17 protein-coding genes are annotated in these 18,593 nt (G+C 65.2%); 4 read left to right on the forward strand and 13 right to left on the reverse strand.

From position 1 onward, the window contains the following. Positions 1–74: 74 nt before the first annotated feature. From GKC28_RS12185 to GKC28_RS12195, 3 genes are all read right to left on the reverse strand, one after another. Positions 75–1,625: a TRAP transporter large permease subunit gene (locus GKC28_RS12185; RefSeq protein ID WP_174147174.1), complete on the reverse strand. Its 1,551-nt coding sequence runs from the start codon at positions 1,623–1,625 to the stop codon at positions 75–77. Next, a complete protein-coding gene (locus GKC28_RS12190) occupies positions 1,622–2,119 on the reverse strand; it encodes a TRAP transporter small permease subunit (protein WP_174147176.1) in 498 nt (165 codons plus the stop codon). Before GKC28_RS12190 ends, GKC28_RS12185 begins: the two co-directional genes overlap by 4 nt. 66 nt (positions 2,120–2,185) lie before the next feature. Then, positions 2,186–3,271: a TRAP transporter substrate-binding protein gene (locus GKC28_RS12195; protein ID WP_174147177.1), complete on the reverse strand. Its 1,086-nt coding sequence runs from the start codon at positions 3,269–3,271 to the stop codon at positions 2,186–2,188. Between the two features lie 198 nt (positions 3,272–3,469). Between GKC28_RS12195 and GKC28_RS12200 the strand changes: the two genes are divergently transcribed. Beyond that, a complete protein-coding gene (locus GKC28_RS12200) occupies positions 3,470–4,171 on the forward strand; it encodes a GntR family transcriptional regulator (protein WP_174147179.1) in 702 nt (233 codons plus the stop codon). A 54-nt stretch (positions 4,172–4,225) separates the two neighbouring features. Here the strand turns inward: GKC28_RS12200 and GKC28_RS12205 are convergent, their stop codons facing one another. After that, a complete protein-coding gene (locus GKC28_RS12205) occupies positions 4,226–5,644 on the reverse strand; it encodes a PLP-dependent aminotransferase family protein (protein ID WP_174147181.1) in 1,419 nt (472 codons plus the stop codon). A gap of 118 nt (positions 5,645–5,762) precedes the next feature. On the opposite strand from GKC28_RS12205, the gene GKC28_RS12210 reads away from it, so the two are divergent. Further along, positions 5,763–6,623 carry a DMT family transporter gene (locus tag GKC28_RS12210; RefSeq protein WP_174147183.1) on the forward strand — a complete coding sequence of 287 codons (861 nt, stop codon included), beginning with the start codon at positions 5,763–5,765 and terminating at the stop codon, positions 6,621–6,623. 23 nt (positions 6,624–6,646) lie between these two features. On the opposite strand, the gene GKC28_RS12215 is transcribed toward GKC28_RS12210, so the two are convergent. The 8 genes from GKC28_RS12215 to GKC28_RS12250 all read right to left on the reverse strand — a co-directional run bounded on the left by GKC28_RS12215 (position 6,647) and on the right by GKC28_RS12250 (position 15,072). Next, a complete protein-coding gene (locus GKC28_RS12215; RefSeq protein WP_174147184.1) occupies positions 6,647–7,567 on the reverse strand; it encodes a nucleoside hydrolase in 921 nt (306 codons plus the stop codon). 31 nt (positions 7,568–7,598) lie between these two features. Next, positions 7,599–8,282: an aminoacyl-tRNA hydrolase gene (gene pth, locus GKC28_RS12220; protein WP_174147185.1), complete on the reverse strand. Its 684-nt coding sequence runs from the start codon at positions 8,280–8,282 to the stop codon at positions 7,599–7,601. Positions 8,283–8,358: 76 nt separating this feature from the next. After that, a complete protein-coding gene (locus tag GKC28_RS12225; RefSeq protein ID WP_174147186.1) occupies positions 8,359–9,600 on the reverse strand; it encodes an FAD-binding oxidoreductase in 1,242 nt (413 codons plus the stop codon). 156 nt (positions 9,601–9,756) lie between these two features. After that, on the reverse strand, positions 9,757–10,398 hold the full coding sequence (locus tag GKC28_RS12230) for a 50S ribosomal protein L25/general stress protein Ctc (protein ID WP_174147187.1): 642 nt from the start codon (positions 10,396–10,398) through the stop codon (positions 9,757–9,759). Positions 10,399–10,545: 147 nt separating this feature from the next. Beyond that, entirely contained in the window at positions 10,546–12,288 is a 1,743-nt protein-coding gene (locus GKC28_RS12235; protein WP_174147188.1) for a di-heme-cytochrome C peroxidase, read from the reverse strand. A 98-nt stretch (positions 12,289–12,386) separates the two neighbouring features. Continuing rightward, positions 12,387–13,553 carry an alpha-hydroxy acid oxidase gene (locus GKC28_RS12240; protein WP_174147190.1) on the reverse strand — a complete coding sequence of 389 codons (1,167 nt, stop codon included), beginning with the start codon at positions 13,551–13,553 and terminating at the stop codon, positions 12,387–12,389. 144 nt (positions 13,554–13,697) lie between these two features. Further along, positions 13,698–14,489, reverse strand: coding sequence for a tryptophan synthase subunit alpha (gene trpA, locus GKC28_RS12245; RefSeq protein ID WP_174147192.1), 792 nt, complete (start codon positions 14,487–14,489; stop codon positions 13,698–13,700). An 85-nt stretch (positions 14,490–14,574) separates the two neighbouring features. Further along, positions 14,575–15,072: an acyloxyacyl hydrolase gene (locus GKC28_RS12250; RefSeq protein ID WP_174147194.1), complete on the reverse strand. Its 498-nt coding sequence runs from the start codon at positions 15,070–15,072 to the stop codon at positions 14,575–14,577. Between the two features lie 221 nt (positions 15,073–15,293). On the opposite strand from GKC28_RS12250, the gene ychF reads away from it, so the two are divergent. After that, positions 15,294–16,391 carry a redox-regulated ATPase YchF gene (ychF, locus tag GKC28_RS12255; protein WP_174147196.1) on the forward strand — a complete coding sequence of 366 codons (1,098 nt, stop codon included), beginning with the start codon at positions 15,294–15,296 and terminating at the stop codon, positions 16,389–16,391. A gap of 151 nt (positions 16,392–16,542) precedes the next feature. Next, complete coding sequence (locus tag GKC28_RS12260; RefSeq protein WP_174147197.1) at positions 16,543–16,920, forward strand: DUF2237 family protein; 378 nt, start codon at positions 16,543–16,545, stop codon at positions 16,918–16,920. 73 nt (positions 16,921–16,993) lie between these two features. Here the strand turns inward: GKC28_RS12260 and trpB are convergent, their stop codons facing one another. After that, a complete protein-coding gene (gene trpB, locus GKC28_RS12265; protein WP_174147199.1) occupies positions 16,994–18,253 on the reverse strand; it encodes a tryptophan synthase subunit beta in 1,260 nt (419 codons plus the stop codon). Between the last annotated feature and the right edge of the window lie 340 nt (positions 18,254–18,593).

An 18,593-nucleotide genomic window follows, 5' to 3' on the forward strand; every position in this document is an offset into this window, starting at 1 on the left:
GGCAGCGCGAATGCTGCGGACGGCGCGCGGGTTATTCTCCGCGCGGCCGCCCTGCCTTCAATCCGTTTCGCCTGTCAGAAAATTGCTGCCGGCAGCCAGGTGGCAAGACCGGGGATCAGCCAGACCAGCAGAACGCCCAGCGCCTGCAGCCCGATGAACGGCACTACCCCCTGGTAAATCTGGCGGGTGGTGACCTCCTTGGGCGCGGCACCGCGCAGGTAGAACAGCGAAAAGCCAAAGGGCGGCGTCAGGAAACTGGTCTGCAGGTTGATCGCAATCAGAATGCCCAGCCACACCGGGTCATGGCCCATCAGGATCAGGGCCGGCGTCACCAGCGGCAGCACGATCACCGAGATCTCGACGAAGTCGAGGAAGAAGCCCAGCACAAAGATGAACAGCATGCAGAACAGCAGCGCGCCGGTCGGACCGCCGGGCATGCTGCCCAGGAAATGCGCCACCCGCTCCTCGCCGCCCAGGCCGATGAACACCAGAGAGAACATCCCCGCGGCCAGGATGGTGGCAAAGATCATTGCCGTCATTGTCGTGGTCGAGGTCACGGCCTCGTGCAGGATGCGCTGTTTCAGCCCGCTGCGCAGGGCGGCGATCACCGCGATGGCTCCGGCTGCGGCCAGCAGCGCATAAAACAGCCCCGCCGCAAAATCGCCGCTGCTGAGGTCGCTGCGCTGCAGCCGGATGGGATGCAGGCCCGACAGGATGCCCAGCAGGATCAGCGCCGCGGCACCGAACAGGATCAGCCGGGCCGGGCCGCCGGCGCGGACGCCGGCCATCAGCAGGGCGCCGATGGCACCGACAGAGGCGGCTTCGGTGGGGGTGGCAACGCCGCCGAGGATGGCGCCGAGCACGGCAAAGATCAGCAGGATCGGCGGCACCACGGCGCGCACGACCTGACCGCGGCTGGGACGCGCCAGCCCGGACGGGGCAGAGGGCATATCCTGCGGGCGCAGGAACCCCCGGATCAGGATATAGAGCAGGTACAGGACCACCAGCACCAGCCCGGGCACCAGCGCCGCGGCAAAGAACTGGCCCACGGACAGCGCCTCGACCGAGAATTTGCCCTGTTCGTACTGCGCCTGCTGGTAGGCGTTGGACATCACGTCGGCAAGGATGATCAGCAGCGTCGACGGCGGGATGATCTGCCCCAGCGTGCCGGCCGTGCAGACGATGCCGGAAGCCACCCGCGGGTCGTAGCCCGCGCGCAGCATGGCGGGCAGGGCGATCATACCCATCGCCACCACCGTGGCGCCGACAATGCCGGTCGAGGCCGCCAGCAGCGCCCCCACCAGCACCACCGAGATGCCCAGTCCGCCCTTCAGCTGGCCGAACAGCCGCCCCATGGTGTCCAGCAGCTCTTCGGCGATGCGGCTCTTTTCCAGGATCGCGCCCATCAGCACAAACAGCGGAATGGCGATCAGCACCTGGTTGCTCAGCAGCCCGAAGGCGCGCTGGCCCAATGCCCCCAGCAGCGAGATGTCCATCACCCCCAGCGCCCAGCCGAGATAGGCGAACAGGATCGCAATGCCCGCAATGGAGAAGGCCACCGGGAACCCCATGAGGATCGCTGCCATCAGGGCCGCGAACATGACCAGGTCGAGATATTCCGTCATTGGGGGGCTCTTTCGGAGAACAGGCGGATCAGCAGGGCGATGGATTGCAGCATCACCAGCACGCAGAAGGCGGGGATCAGCGATTTCAGCAGGAACACGGCCTCAAGGCCGCCGACGGCGATCGGGCCTTCGAGGATGGCCCAGGAATTGCGCACCGAGGGCCAGGACCAGTAGAGCAGCGCCGCCATCGAGGGCAGCAGCAGCACCAGATGGCCGAAGATGTCGATGCGGCGCTGGGTGCGGGGGCTGAGGCCGGCATAGAACACATCCACCCGCACATGCTTGTCGACCAGCAGCGTGTAGCCGGCCGCCAGCATGAACAGGGCGGAATGCATGTAGAGGACGCTTTCCTGCGCGGCGATGGAGTTCACCCCGAACACGTAGCGCCCGACCACAATGGCAAATTGCGCCAGCACCATCAGCAGCGCCAGCCAGCGTATCCCCAGCGCCAGACCCCGGTTGAGGCCGTCCAGCGCCTCCGCAACCCGTAGCATCCTGCGTCTCTCCCCCATCAAAAAGCCGGCGCCCGGTCACCCGGATGCCGGCGGTCTTTGCAAAGCTCAGTAGCCCATCACCGAGGCACGGGCGTTCATCTGGCCGTTGTCGGCATAGGTCATGTAGCCGCCGACGCTGTCACGGTAGGCCAGGAAGCTTTCAGTGATGCGGCGCACCAGTTCATCTTCGTCCTCCTGCAGCTCTGCCACCACCTCCTTGGCAGCCGCACCCATCGCCGCGATCACATCCTCGGGGAACATCTTCACCAGCACGCCGTCCTCATCGACCATCTTCTTGAGGGCCAGCGCATGCTTGGTGGTGTATTCGGTCCAGACCGGGTTGTAGAGGCTCTCGCAGGCCAGCGACACCACCTGCTGCAGGTCTTCCGGCAGTTCCGCGAACACACTTGCATTGACGCCGCATTCCTCGGCCGAGGACGGCTCACCAACACCGGGCCAGTAGTAGTTCTTAGCCACCTGGTAATAGCCAAGCGCGCTGTCGGTCCAGGGGCCGATGAATTCGCCGGCATCCAGCGCGCCGGTCTGCAGGCCCTGGAACATCGCCGGGCCGCTGGTCGCCTCCGCCGCCATGCCCAGTTTCGAGGCCATTTCCGAGGCCAAGCCGGTAGTGCGGAACTTCAGCCCCTTCAGGTCCTCGGCGGAGTTGATCTCGGTCTTGAACCAGCCGCCCCACTGCGGGCCGGAGTTGCCGCACAGGAACGGCTTGATGCCGAAGCGGCCGTACATCTCGTCATAAAGCGCTTGGCCGCCGCCGTGGTACAGCCAGCCAAACTGCTCATCCGCGCGCAGGCCGAACGGCTGCGAGCCGAACAGCAGGATGCCCTTGGACTTGGAGCCCCAGTAAGCCGGGACCGCATGGTACAGCTCGGCGGTGCCTTCGGAGACGGCATCGAACACGCCGCGGCCCGGCACCAGTTCACCGGCCGCAAACAGCTTCACCTCGATCCGGCCGCCCGACAGGGTGGTGATCCGGTCGGCCAGCATCTGCGCTGCAACACCCGGCCCGGGCAGGTTCTTGGGCCAGGCGGTGACCATCTTCCACTGCATCTTGCCCTGGGCAATGGCCGGGCTGGCCAGCGTGGCCGCCGCTGCGCCCATTGCGCCGGCTTTCAAGAATGCGCGTCTTTCCATGTCTCCAGTCCTCCGTCTGTCGGTGCATCTGCAGCAGGCCGCTGGCGGCCGCGCAGACTCGATTTTTGTACGCGCTTTACATTAATATGTAGCTACATATTATTGTCAATCACGGTTGCGCGGTTCGAAATCGCCTTTCCGCGCAGAATGCAATATGGACCGGCTGAGCGCATTTTCCCGTTTGGCCTGGGGAGGACGATGACGGACAAGCAGCGGCATTCCTGGGTGAGCATCCGGGACAGCATCCGGGAGATGATCCTGAACTCCACCTACGGGCCGGGGGACAAGCTGCCGCGGGACGAGGAGTTTGCCGCCAGCTTCGGCTGCGCCCGCTCCACCGTTCACCGGGCCATGCGCGACCTCGCCCAAAGCGGGCTGGTGGAACGGCGCCGCAAGGGCGGCACCATGGTGCGGCGCGATCCGGTAACGCGGGCAACGCTCAACATTCCGATCACCCGGCTTGAGGTTGAACAGAAGGGCAGCACCTACGGCTATCAGCTGATCCGCCAGTCAGTGCAGCCCTCCAGCCCGGCCATCATGGCCAACTTCGATCTGCCGGAGGCCCGGCCGATGCTGCGCGTCGAGGCGCTGCACCTGGCCGACAGCCGCCCCTACATTTTCGAGGACCGCTGGATCTGCCTGGAAACCGTGCCGGAGATCACATCAGTTGACCTGACCCGCGAAAGCGCAAATGAATGGCTGGTCCGAAACCGCCCCTACAGCCGCTGCGACCTGCGCCTCTATGCCCGCCCCGGCACTCCCATCGACAGCGAAGTCCTCCAGAGCACGCCCGGCGACGCGCTGTTTGTCATGGAACGCACCACCTGGATCGGCGAGGCCCCGATCACCAGCCTCTGCGCGGTTGCCCATCCGGGTTACCAGCTGTTCACCCAGGGCTGACGGGTAACCTTTCCAGCAGGCTCCAGGCTTACAAAATCAGGACTTGGCCCAAACCTAGCCCGCGTCCTGCGGGCCAACTGCCGAACCGGCCCCGGTTTCCAGCAGCCGCGCCAGGGCCTGCCAGCAGGCGCCGTCCTGCATCTGGCTCACGTTGAAGCGCATGAACGGCGCCCTGCCCTGCGACACGCTGAACACATTGCCTGGCGCCAGAACCAGCCCCTCCTGCAGTGCGCCGCGCGCAAGCACCGCCGCATCCATCCCGCCCGGCAGCTCGCACCACAGGTAGAAGCCGCCGCGCGGCTGCACCCAGGGCCGGATCCCGAGCTCCGCAAGCTGCGCCTGCGCCTCCGCCCGGCAGCGGCCCAGCCGGTGGCGCAGGGCCTCCAGGTGCTTGCGGTAGCTGCCGTCCGTCAGCACCGCATGCAGCAGCTCCGCGACCATCGGGCTGGGGCCGCTGAAGTTCACCGCAACCTGCAGATCGGTCAGCGCCTCGATCCAGCTGCCGCGGGCCGCGATATAACCGCAGCGCAGCGAGGCCGACAGGGTCTTGGAAAAACTGCCGGTCCGCACCACCCGCTCCAGCCCGTCCAGCGTTGCCAGCCGCGGGGATACATCAGGCTCGAAGGCGGCAAAGATGTCATCCTCGACAATGATCAGATCATGCTGCGCAGCCAGCGCCAGAACCCGGTGCGCCACCGGCGCCGAAATCGTCGCCCCGGTCGGGTTGTGCAGCGCCGAGTTGGTCAGGTAGAGCCGCGGATGGCGTTCGCCCAGGGCGGCTTCGAAACGGTCGAGATCCGGGCCATCCGGTGTGTAGGGCACCCCGACGATGCGGATCTGATGCGCCCGCAGCAGCGCCTGGAAATTGAAGTAGCAGGGATCATCGACCAGCACCGTGTCGCCCGGGCGCAGCAGCATCCGGCAGACCAGATCCAGCGCCTGCGAACCGGAGCCGGTCAGCAGCACCTGATCCGGCGGGCAGGCCAGTCCCTGGTCGAACAGCTGGCGGCTGATATGGCGCCGCAGCCCGGCGGCGCCTTTGGAACTGCCATAGTCGGTCAGAACCGCCTCCGGCGCCGCTGCCAGCGCCCGCATCGCCCGGCGCAGCGAGGCCACCGGCATCCAGTCCTCCGGCAGCCAGCCGCAGCCGGGCTTCGCCGCGCCGGTGCCGGAATCAAGCGACTGCCGCGCCACCCACAACGGGTCCACCTCCCGCGCCAGCTGCGGCCCGGTCTCCGACACCGCAAAGGGCTGCGGCTTGGCGGCCACATAAAACCCCGCGCCCCGCCGGGCCTGGATCACGCCTTCGGCGGCCAGCACATCATAGGCCTCAGCCACGGTCGACGGCGACACGCCCAGCTTGGCCGCGCAGCCCCGGACCGATGGCAGCTTGTCGCCCGCCACCAGCGCCCGCGAGGTGATGCGCCGCCGGATGTCATTGATGACCATCATACGGCGGGAAGGCTGCGCCATGGGGGACCTCGCTGTACTGCTCCATACACCAGTACAGTTTGTCAAAACTGTATGGCTTTGTATCTGTCTATTGCATCACGGCGCCCCTAGAAACCCCCAAAAGCACAGGAGAGAGACCATGCAGACGTCGTTTTCAGGCTGGGGCAGCGGGCTGCTGGGGGTTGTGATCTTCAGCGGCTCGCTGCCCGCAACCCGCATTGCAGTCGGCATGCTGGACCCGCTGTTCCTGACTTCGGCCCGCGCTGCCATTGCCGCCCTGCTCGGCGCCGCGCTGCTGCTGGTGCTGCGCCAGCCCCTGCCGCGGCGGCAGGACCTGCCCTCGATCGCGGTGACCGCCGCGGGGGTTGTGATCGGCTTTCCGCTGCTGTCCGCGATGGCGCTGCAGCACATCACCGCGGCACATTCGACGGTCTTCATCGGCCTGCTGCCGCTGGCAACCGCCGTTTTCGGCGTGCTGCGCGGCGGCGAGCGGCCCGGCCCGCTGTTCTGGCTGTTTTCCATCCTTGGCAGCCTGGCGGTGGCAGGATTTGCCCTGTCGCAGAATGCGGAGGTGTCGTTGACAGGCGATGCGCTGATGCTGGCGGCCATTACGTTATGCGGTCTGGGCTATGCCGAGGGCGCACAGCTGTCGCGGCGGCTGGGCGGCTGGCAGGTGATTTCCTGGGCGCTGGCGCTGGCGCTGCCGGTAATGGCGCTGACTGCGCTGGCCGCCCGGCCCGAAACCCTTGCGGGGCTCAGCCTGCCAGTCTGGATCAGCCTGGGCTATGTCTCGATGTTCTCGATGCTGATCGGCTTTGTGTTCTGGTACCGCGGCCTGGCGCTTGGCGGCACCGCCGGGGTCGGGCAGCTGCAGCTCTTGCAGCCGTTCCTGGGCCTGATCCTGGCAGCCTGGCTGCTGTCAGAGCCGGTGGCCCCCGCCATGCTGGGCGCCACGGCCCTTGTGGTGCTCTGCGTCGCCGGGGCCAAGCGGTATGCCTGACGGCCCGCAGGTCGCCCGGCGGGTTACGGCAGCAGCGCCAGCCGCTTGAGGAACAGCGCCTTCACCGCCTCCGCATCCACCGTCATGCAGACCTTGACCGGGTCTCGCCCGCTGTCCGGCGCGGCCAGGGTGGCGCCGCAGGTGCCGCCCTCGCAGGACACCTCAAGCGGCACATCGCGCAGCCCGAACAGCTCCGGGTTGGTGCAGGCGATCACCGCCGCCGGGTCATGCAGCGAGCAGCCGTTCTTGCCCGCGACCTCCAGATAGAACTTCAGGTAGAAATACGACATCTCCTGCAGCATGCCGCCGAGCTCCGGCGACTTGGCGGCAATCGCCTTGAAATCCTCCGCCAGGCACAGGATGCGGTGGGTGACGTCCAGTCCGACAAACACCACCTTGCTGCCGCCTTGGCAGACCACGTCCGCCGCATGCGGGTCGTGATAGATATTGGCCTCCGCGTGCGGCGTGATATTGCCGCCTTCTTCCAAAGAGCCGCCCATCACCACGATGGATTTGACGTTCTGGATGAACTTCGGGTCGCGCTGCATCGCCAGCGCGATATTGGTCAGCGGGCCGATCGGGCAGACCACCAGCTCGCCCTTGTGTTCACGCGCCATGCGGCAGAGGAAATCCGCGGCATCCTCCTCCAGCGGCTGGCCCTTGGGCTCTGCCGCGGGGATGTCGCCAAAACCTTCCTCGCCGTGCACATGGGACGAGGGCTTGAACGGCGGCAGCACCAGCGGCGCAGTGGCACCCGAGGCCACCGGCACGTCCAGCTCTGCCGCTTCCAGCAGGCGCAGCGCGTTCCGGGTGGCGGTAGCAGTGGTCACATTGCCGAAGATCGTGGTCAGCCCCAAGAGGTCGATGTCCGGATCCGCGGCGGCATAGAAGATCGCCATGGCATCGTCGATGCCCGGATCGGTGTCGATAATCAGTTTCACCATCTGCCTGTCTCTTCCTTTTTTCAGCCTGAGCTTACTTGAACTTGTCCATCAGTTTTTCCAGCGGCGAGCGGGTGTCCGGCGCCGCCTCTTCCCTGGGTGCCTTCTCCGCCTTTGCTTCTGCCTTGGGCTTGGTGGTGGAGCTGCGCGGCGGCGCCACCCGCAGGGCCACCGCATTCATGAACTTGCCGCCGTCGCCCCTGGCCAGTTCCGCCGCACCGTCGGAGATGCCGCGCATCAGGTCGTCCAGCCAGCCCTCGTCCGCCTTGGGGAAGTCGCGCAGCACATAGCCCGCCACCGCGTCCTTATGGCCCGGATGGCCGATCCCCAGCCGCACCCGCGCGTAGTCGGCGCCGATATGGGAATGGATCGAGCGCAGCCCGTTGTGGCCGGCATGGCCGCCGCCCTGCTTGATGCGCGCCTTGCCCGGCGCCAGATCCAGCTCGTCATGCAGCACCACCACATCGGCCGGCGTCAGCTTGTAGAACCGCATCGCCTCCCCCACCGACTGGCCGGAAAGGTTCATGAAGGTCTGCGGCTTCAGCAGCAGCACCTTCTCGCCGCCAAGATTGCCCTCGCAGATCTGCGCCTGGAACTTGGATTTCCAGGGGCTGAACCCGTGATCGCCGGCAATCCGGTCCAGCGCCATGAAGCCGATGTTATGGCGGTTGCGCTCATATTTCGGGCCGGGATTGCCAAGGCCGACAAAGAGTTTCATGGACGGAGCTCAATCTGCGTTTCAAGGAAACCGAGTGATGCCCTATTTGGCGCCCGGAATCCAGAGCCGCGCAGCTTCAGACATAGCTGCGGCCGGCCGCATAGGGCGTCAGATCGACATTCGGCTGGCGGCCCTCCGCCAGATCCGCGATCAAGCGCCCGGTGATGCCGCCCAGGGTCAGCCCGATGTGCTGATGGCCAAAGGCATAAAGCACCCGCTCCGACTGCGGGCTGCGGCCGATGACCGGCAGCGAGTCCGGCATCGTCGGGCGGTAGCCCAGCCATTCGCTGCCGGGTGCAGGCAGGTCCCCCAGCATCTCCGCCCCCTTGCGCGCGATATAGGCTAAACGCCGCGTGTTCATGGGCGCATCCAGCGCCGCGATCTCCACCGTGCCGGTCAGCCGCAACCCCTTTGCATGGGGCACCGCGTAAAACCCGGCCTCGCCCCAGCCCACGGGCCGCGTCACCCGATGCGCCTCGCCTTCATACATCACGTGGTAGCCGCGCTCGGTGCCCAGGGGCAGACGCTCCGCCCCTGCCCCCGCGATCTGCTTGGAGAATGCACCGCTGGCAATCACTGCATGGCCCGCGGTAAGGCTTTGGCCGCCGGCCTGCACTTCCACGCCCGTGTCTGAAACACTCACCGCGTCGGCGCTGGCGCGCAGGGTGGTGCCGCCCAGGTCCTTGAACGCCTTGTGCATCCGGGTGATGAATTCCAGCGGATCGCGCAGGCTGCGGGCGGCGTGAAAATGCACCGCGCGCTTTATGGGCAGCTGCAGCCCCGGCTCCATCTCCAGCGCTTCGTCAGGACCCACCTCCCGCCAGGGCACGCCCAGGGCGCGGCGGCGCTCCAGCCCAGCCGTTGCGGCCTTGGCGGCCTTCGCTGTCGACCAGACCGACAGCTGGCCGCGCTCGACCACCAGATCCTGCGCGCCCGCGGCCTCGATCAGCGGATTGATCCCGGCATCGGCGTGCGACAGCAGATCAGCCAGATGGCCCGCGATCCGGCGAGAGGCCGCGGGTCGGCAGTTGGCGAGGAAAGACAGCATCCAGCCCGGATTGCGCAGCGCATGGGCGTAGGACAGCGACAACGGGCTGTCCTTGGAAAACATCAGGCTGGGCAGCGAGCTCAGCACCGAGGGATCATTCACCGGCAGGCAGGCATAGGTGGCCAGGGTGCAGGCATTGCCATAGCTGGTGCCCGACCCCGGGTCCTCCGGGTCGATCAGCAGCACCCTGTGGCCGCGCATCTGCGCCCACAGCGCGCAGCTCATTCCCACGATGCCTGCCCCCGCGACGGCAATATCGTAATCCGCCATGCCCGATCCTCCCATCCTTTGGCGGAACTGGGACAGCGGGCCAGGCAAAAGTCAATCGTTTGCAGAATGAATGGGGCCTAGCCCCCGCCTGCCGCACAAAAGAAAACGGGCCCCCGTTTGGGAGCCCGTGAAACCTTTGCCCTTTGGACGCGGCTCTTATTCTTCTGCAGCGGCTTCCACTGCTTCGCCTTCTTCGCCTTCGCCCTCTTCGTCGTCGGAGGAACCGAGGCCGGCCGGTGCTGCAATGTTCGCAATCACGAAGTCGCGGTCGATGGTCGGCTTGGCGCCTGCGGGCAGGTCCACGGAAGAGATGGTGACCACGTCACCGATGTTCAGGCCTTCCAGATCCACAACGATCTTCTCCGGGATATCGCCGGCGGTGACGCTCAGCTCGACTTCCGGACGCACGACGGTCAGCATGCCGCCTTTCTTGATACCGGGGGCCTTGTCCTCGTTGATGAACTCAACGTGGATGAACAGGTTGATCTTCGAGGTGCGGCGCAGGCGCATCAGGTCGAGGTGGGTCGGCAGGTCCTTCACCACATCGCGCTGAACGTCGCGGCAGATCACGCGCACGTCGTCGTGGCCTTCCACTTTCAGGTTCCACAGGGTGGACTTGAACTGGCCGGCTTTCAGCTTTTTCAGCAGCTCGTTGAACGGAACCTGGATTGCCAGCGGCTCTGCGTCGCCACCGTAAACCACACCCGGAACCATACCTGCGCGGCGCGCAGCGCGAGCGGCGCCCTTGCCCGTCCCCGCACGTTCCTGGACCACGAGATCAGGAATCTCTTTTGCCATCTTAATTCTCCAATATGACTGCCGGGGTGCCTCCAAGGCTGTCACCCCGCGTGAAGCCGTGCCTATAGACCCGTTCAGCCGGTTTGGAAAGGGGTTTCGTGCCGCCGCAGCCGGTGCAAACAGGGCTGCGGCGGCATTTCGAGCTGCTCAGATCGACTTCAGGTACTCCAGCAGCGCCTTTTTGTCCGCCTCCGGCAGGCTGGTGCCGTAAACGTGGCCGCAGCGGCTGTTGCCCGAATCAAGCTGATCGCAGCCGGTGGTCTCGATCACATGGTCAAAAGCGGTCTGCTCCGCCGCCATGCCCACGGCCTCGATATCGTAGTTCGGGCCGGGCTTGAACGCCGCCGGGCGGTCTTCGGGTGCGGTCAGCAGGTCGCGCAGCGTCGGCACCGATCCATTGTGCAGATAAGGCGCCGCAGCCCAGATACCGTCCAGCACCCGCGCCTCGTATTTGCAGCCCGGTTCCGCCGCGGATTTCAGCATCCCTGCATTGTCGCCGGTGGGGAAGGCCTTGCGCAGATCCTCGAACTGCGACAGCGCGGCGCGGTCGTCGGCATTGCCCGGCGTCGCCTCCGCCGCTTTCGCCGTGTTGACGAAATCCTCGCCGAAGGCGCCCAGAGAATGCTGCACGATGGCGCCGATCACCGACACCGCCAGCACGTCGAACGCCTTGGCCTCCGCGCCCAGCGTGGTGCCGGTAAGCGGGATCGACGCGCCGTCCAGCACCCCGGTTTTCACCATGCGCGTCAGCACCCCGCATTCCCGCGTGTCGGTGCCCGCATCCAGAATCGGCGTTTCCCATGTGGTGTGGAAGATCGAGCGGAACTTGCCCTTCTTCTTGCCGTGGCAGGACACGCAGCCGCCCTCGGCTGCGGTGCGGTTGAACACCGCCTCTCCTTGCGCGGCAAGATCGTGATCCAGCTCCCACGGCCATTCCGGCGCGCCAATGTCCCAGATCCATTGCTCCAGTTCTTTCAGCCCGTCCCAATTGGCAGAGTTCTGCGCGATGTAGTCGCGGTTGAACAGCAGCCCGGACTGCGGCAGCGGGCGGAAGTCGGCAAAGACGCCGTAGACCTCGCCCAGGTTGCGCGACAGCCCCAGCAGGTCGTTGCCGTTGGCGGAGAACCCCGGCCATTGGGTGAAATCCTGCCGCGCCGCATTCCACAGGAAAGGGTAGCGGGTCGGCGCATCGGCCACCGCGATGTTTTCCGGGATCAGGTAGTCATCCGCAGCCTCGCCGATATCCAGCCCCGCCAGGCGGTTGAAGATCATCGACACCGCATCCAGCCGCGCAGGCCCCCAGGCCGGGTCCGGCAGCGAGCGATCGATCAGGGTGTGGAACCGGTTGCTCCAGACTTCCACCTCCGCCTTCAGCGCGCTGCGTTCAGAGACTGACCCGCCGCTGCCCAGAACCTTATCCGCAAAGATGTCAAAGGCGTCCGCATCCGCCAGCACCGCCAGCACGGCCTCGTCCAGATCCTTCAGGAAGCTCTGGAAATCAACAATGCCGGGGCCGCCGTCGATCCGGTAGGCGGTGCCGCTGACCTCGATCTGGCGGGTGTGGCAGGCGGAACAGGTCATCCCGACCGCCATATCCGCACCAATTCCGTTGGTGGTGAAGCCCGCGGGCAAGTCCGCCTCCGGCCGCCCGGCCATCGGCAGGTAGCCGTAGCGCGCCAGCGCATCATGCAGGAACGCCTCGCCGTCCGGCAAAGTCAGCGCCCGCATCCAGCTGATGGGCATGATGCGGGCGCCCTGGTCCTGGGTATAGAACTGATGGCGCAGGCCGGGCGTCCAGTCGCTGCCCTGATTGACATACACCGTCTGCGCCGCCGCCGGCGCCGCCATCGCTGCCGCGCCAATTGCGCAGGTTGCTAAAAACGTCCGCATCAAATCCTCCCGATGCCAAGTGATACAACTTAAGGTTGCGCACATACGGGAAGCTTGGACAGCAAAAACTCCGTTCGATTGTCGTTATTTCGCTGGCTTCACGCTTGCCAGCGGCCGCCGAAGTCCTCCGGGATCAGCAGATTGTGGCGCCCCAGCGCCTCCACCGAGCGTTCGCCGCACAGCGCCATGGTGGTGTCCAGCTCCTTCTGGATCACTTCCAGCGCCGTGGTGACGCCCTTCTGCCCCATGGCCCCCAGGCCATAGACAAAGGCGCGTCCGATCATGGTGCCCTTGGCCCCAAGCGCCAGCGCCTTCAGCACGTCCTGACCGGAGCGGATGCCGCTGTCCAGATGCACTTCCACATCGCCGCCGACAGCATCCATGATCTCAGGCAGCATACGGATCGAGCTGAGGGCCCCATCCAGCTGCCGCCCGCCGTGGTTCGACACCACGATGGCATCAGCGCCCAGCTTGGCGGCCATTTTCGCATCTTCAGCGTCCAGAATGCCCTTCAGGATCACCTTGCCGCCCCACATCTCCATCAGCTTTCCGATCTTGCCCCAGTCGAGGGCCGGATCGAACTGCTCCGCCGTCCAGACCCCCAGCTGCGAGGTGTCGGAGACCCCCTGCGCATGGCCGACGATATTGCCGAAATTGCGCCGCTTGGCGCCCAGCATTTCGATGCCCCAGGCCCATTTGGTCATCAGGTTGGCAATGGTTTTGGGTGTCAGCTTGGGCGGCGCCGACAGCCCGTTCTTCAGGTCCTTGTGCCGCTGGCCCAGGATCTGCAGATCCAGCGTGATCACCAGCGCCGAGCATTTTGCGTCCTTGGCGCGCTGGATCAGGCGGCGGACATAATCCTCGTCCCGCATATAGTACAGCTGGAACCAGAACGGCTTGGAGGTCGCCTCGGCCACCTCCTCGATCGAGTTGATCGACATCGTCGACAGCGTGAACGGCACCCCGAAGTCTTCCGCCGCGCGGGCCGCCTTGATCTCGCCGTCGGCGTGCTGCATCCCCGTCAGCCCCACCGGCGCCAGGGCCACCGGCATCGCCACGTCCTGGCCGATCATTTGGCTGGCGGTGCTGCGTCCGGTCATGTCCACCGCCACCCGCTGGCGCAGGCGGATCTGCTCGAAATCCGAGGTGTTCTCGCGGAAGGTCTGCTCGGTCCAGCTGCCGCTCTCGGCATAGTCGTAGAACATCCGCGGCACGCGGCGTTCATAGATGCGCTTCAGGTCGTTGATATTGGTGATCACCGGCACCGGACTCTCTCCCGCTTCAATTTGGTAAAATTTCTTTACCAATTCAAAACAGCAAAAGCAACGCCCCGTTTGCCGCACCCCTGGAAACGCAAAAACCGCGCCCGGAGGCGCGGCTTTTCAATCCTGACTGTGTAAGTAAGGGCGTCACCCCTTGTGGGCGCCGTCCGCCAGCGATTTCACAAAGGCCAGCACCTCGGCCGGGGATTTGCCCGCGCCGATCTGGCTGACGATAGCGCTGCCCACCACTGCGCCGTCCGAAATAGACGCGATGTTCTGCGCCTTCTCCGGCGTGTTGATGCCAAAGCCCACGATGATGGGCAGATCGGTCGCCGCCTTGATGCGTGCGACCTCAGGGCCAACATCGCCGGCCTCGGCCTCAGCAGCGCCGGTGATGCCGGTGATCGAGACATAATAGACAAAGCCGGAAGTGTTCTGCAGCACCTTGGGCAGGCGCGCATCATCGGTGGTGGGGGTCGCCAGGCGGATGAAGTTCAGCCCCGCCTTCTGCGCCGGGATGCACAGTTCGTCATCCTCTTCGGGCGGCAGGTCCACCACGATCAGCCCGTCGATGCCGGCGGCCTTGGCGTCTTCCAGGAACTTGTCCACGCCGCGGCTGTAGATCGGGTTGTAATAGCCCATCAGCACGATCGGAGTGGTGTCGTCGCCCTTGCGGAAGTCAGCGGCCAGCTGCAGCGTCTTTTCCAGGGTCATGCCGCCGTCAAGCGCACGCTGGCCTGCCAGCTGGATGGTCGGCCCGTCAGCCATCGGGTCGGTGAACGGCAGGCCCAGCTCGATGATGTCGACACCGGCGCCCGGCAGCCCCTTCACCACCTCCAGCGAGGTGTCATAATCGGGGTCGCCCGCCATCACGTAGGTGACAAAGGCTTTCTTGCCGGCGGCGTTCAGTTCGGCGAATTTGGCATCGATACGGGTCATGGGCGGGCCTTTTGAAATCTGTCCGCCCCGGTGTGCCGAATGTTGCGCGGGAAATCAATCCCGCGCGAGGCGCCGGCAGCCCGGCTCAGCTGCCCAGCGGAATATGCCAGCGCAGGGTCAGCGAGTTCACGCCCGGGTTTTCATCCGCGGTCGAGGCGTTGGATTTGTGGCTGATGGCCAGCGACACCGCCTTGCCGTTCTGGAACCGCTTGCCCACCGCCAGCAGGCTGCGGATCTCGAAGGCGGACCCCAGATCGTTCTCCGGCGAGCTTTCGTGGTAGGCGCCGGGCATCACGCTGGTTTCAATGAACCAGTCGTTGTTCAGGTCGATCAGGCCGCTGATGCCGATACCGGCAAAAACGTCGCCGGTCTCCACCACCTGCAGGGTGCCGCCAAAGCGCGCCGACAGCCGCCCTTTTTCATAAAACGGCATATGCAGGTATTCGGCAGCAAACAAGGCACCGTTTTCCGCCGTCTCCCGGTGGTAGTCGGAATACCCCAGCCCCAGTGTCACTTCCTGCGCTGCTGCAGGCGCCGCCATGGCTGCCGAAACCGCAGCCGCCAGCAGAGTTGTCTTTTTCATTTCCAGCCCCTCGGAAAATAATGACTTTTGGCCAAGCTTTTTTCAGGAGTGTTCTAAAACTCCCTAAACATTTGCCAAGGGCCTTATGGAAAATCAGTGTGCATACTGTCTGTGAACCGACACACAGTTCGCAACTGTGGCAGTTCTGCCAGACAGACTTGGCTTGCACGGGCGTGCAATGCTGCCTAGAAGCAGCTCCCAAATGGCATCAGGAGGCCGCAATGGGCTTTAAAATGGGAATCGTCGGCCTGCCCAACGTGGGCAAATCGACGCTGTTCAACGCGCTGACCAAAACCGCCTCGGCGCAGGCGGCCAACTTTCCGTTCTGCACCATCGAACCCAACGTGGGTGAGGTCGGCGTGCCGGACGCACGGCTGGACAAGCTGGCGGCGATTGCGAAGTCCAAGCAGATCATCCCGACCCGGATGACATTTGTCGACATTGCGGGCCTGGTGAAGGGCGCCTCCAAGGGCGAAGGCCTGGGCAACCAATTCCTGGCCAACATCCGCGAAACCGATGCGATTGCCCATGTGCTGCGCTGCTTTGAAGACGGCGACGTGACCCATGTGGACGGCCGTGTCGACCCGGTGGCCGATGCCGAGGTGATCGAGACCGAGCTGATGCTGGCCGACCTCGAAAGCATCGAGAAGCGCCGCGCCAACCTGGTGCGCAAGCTGAAGGGCAACGACAAGGAAGCCCAGCAGCAGGACCGCCTGCTGGCCGCCGCCCAGGCGATGCTGGAAGACGGCAAGCCCGCCCGCCTGGTCGAGGTCGATGCCGAAGACGCCAAGGCCTGGAAGATGCTGCAGCTCTTGACAACCAAGCCGGTTCTATACGTCTGCAACGTGGGCGAGTCGGAATCGGTCGAGGGCAATGCCCATTCCGCCAAGGTCGCGGAAATGGCCGCGGCGCAGGGCAACAGCCATGTGATCATCTCCGCCCAGATCGAGGAAGAGATCAGCCAGCTGGAAGCCGATGAAGCCCAGATGTTCCTGGAGGAAATGGGCCTGGAAGAAGCCGGCCTCGACCGTCTGATCCGCGCAGGCTACGAGCTTCTGCACCTGGAAACCTATTTCACCGTCGGCCCCAAGGAGGCCCGCGCCTGGACCATCCGCACCGGCACCGCCGCGCCGCAGGCGGCAGGTGTCATTCACGGCGATTTCGAAAAGGGCTTCATCCGCGCCGAAACCATCGCCTATGACGATTTCATCGCCTGCAACGGCGAACAGGGCGCCAAGGAAGCCGGCAAGATGCGGGCCGAAGGCAAGAGTTATGTCGTCAAGGACGGCGACGTTCTGCACTTCCTGTTCAACACCTGATCAGCTTGTCCCGGATAGTTTTCCGCCGCCCGTCAGCCCCGCTGGCGGGCGGTTTTCGTTTGACGGCCCAGTCCCCGGCACGGGAAATACCGGGACGGGACGCGGAATTGCGCTACCATTATTCTCAACCGTATCAGGGACGGGGCACCCCATGGACAAAGACAACAGCATCAACGTATTGGGCGGCCCGCTTGCGCCCTGCTCCAAAGCGCCGGTGACCGGGTTCTTCCGCGATGGCCATTGCAACACCTGCGCCGAGGATCAGGGCAGCCACACGGTCTGCGTGGTGACCACGGCGGAGTTTCTGGCGTTTTCCAAATATGTCGGCAACGACCTGTCGACGCCGCGTCCCGAGTTCAGCTTTACGGGCTTGCAGCCCGGCGACCGCTGGTGCCTGTGCGCCGCCCGTTTCCTGCAGGCCGCGGACGAGGGCTGCGCGCCCAAGGTCCTGCTGGAGGCCACCCACATGCGCGCGCTCGACATCGTGCCGCTGAGCGTGCTGCAAAGCTACGCCGCCGACCCGGCCTGAGGCCGCCCGCAGAAGGGCTGCAACAAAAAGGGCGCCCCCGCGGGGCGCCTGTTCGTTTGTCCTGCGTGTCCGCTCACTCCTCGAAGGTGCGGCCTTCCTCGGTGTCGGACATGTCAAAGCCCAGATGCTTGGCGACGGTGAACACGTCCTTGTCGCCGCGGCCGCACATGTTCATCACGATGATGTGGTCCTTGGGCAGCTCCGGCGCGATCTTCATCACATGGGCCAGCGCATGGCTGGGCTCCAGCGCCGGGATGATGCCCTCGGTGCGGCAGCTGACCTGGAAGGCTTCCAGCGCTTCCTTGTCGGTGATCGAGACATATTGTGCACGCCCCGTGTCATGCAGCCAGGAATGCTCCGGCCCGATGCCCGGGTAGTCGAGGCCCGCGGAGATTGAGAAGCCTTCCTGGATCTGGCCGTCCTCGTCCTGCAGCAGGTAGGTGCGGTTGCCATGCAGCACGCCGGGGCGGCCGCCGGTCAGCGACGCGCAGTGCTGCATCCGGTCATCCACGCCCTTGCCGCCGGCCTCAACGCCGATGATGTTCACCGACGGGTCATCCAGGAACGGGTAGAACAGGCCGATGGCATTGGAGCCGCCGCCGATCGCGGCAATCACGGTGTCCGGCAGGCGGCCTTCGCCTTCCTGCTCGGCCAGCTGCCAGCGGACTTCCTTGCCGATGATCGACTGGAAATCACGCACCATCGCCGGATAGGGGTGCGGGCCGGCGGCGGTGCCGATGCAGTAGAAGGTGTCGCGCACGTTGGTCACCCAGTCGCGCAGCGCATCGTTCATCGCGTCCTTCAGGGTGCCGCGGCCAGAGGTCACCGGGATCACCTCGGCGCCCAGCAGGCGCATGCGGAACACGTTCGGCGCCTGCCGCTTCACGTCGTGGGCGCCCATGTAGACGATGCACTTGAGGCCGAATTTGGCGCAGACGGTGGCAGTTGCGACGCCGTGCTGGCCGGCCCCGGTTTCGGCGATGATGCGGGTCTTGCCCATGCGGCGCGCCAGCAGGATCTGGCCCAGCACGTTGTTCACCTTATGCGCGCCTGTGTGGTTCAGCTCGTCGCGCTTCATGTAGATCTTGGCGCCACCCAGTTCCGCCGTCAGGCGCTCCGCGTGATAGAGCGGGCTGGGGCGGCCAACATAGTGTTTCCACAAGCTCTCCATCTCGGCCCAGAAAGAGGGGTCGTCCTTGGCTTTGTTGTATTCTTCCTCAAGGCTCAGGATCAGCGGCATCAGGGTTTCGGACACGAAACGCCCGCCAAAGATGCCAAAGCGGCCCTGTTCGTCCGGACCGTTCATGAAGCTGTTGAAAAGATCGTCGGCCATGGTTCTTCCCTCACTTTCGCAGCGCCCGCCATGACTATAGCGCGGCAGCGCCATGGTAAAGGGAGATTGCGCAACCGGTTTGATCCGGCCAAGGCCCCTGCCCTGCCGGTGTATTCCTGTATTGCTATGGTCTGCTGCCTGTCCTTCAGGCTGGAAGGTGCAGATTGGCGGCGCCGCCTAGGGGCGGAGGCGGGACGGGAGGTTCCTCCCGCACGCTGAACGTTGTCTCTGCGCGCCCTTGCCAAAGGGCCCTGTTCCTGGGTGCCGGGAGTGTCAGGCCCGGCAATGACCGCGATCAGGGGAGAGCATGGCATATGCGGTTTAAGATGCGGTGACAGGG

It is taken from the genome of Leisingera sp. ANG59, from assembly GCF_013317235.1.
Lineage (GTDB): Bacteria > Pseudomonadota > Alphaproteobacteria > Rhodobacterales > Rhodobacteraceae > Leisingera.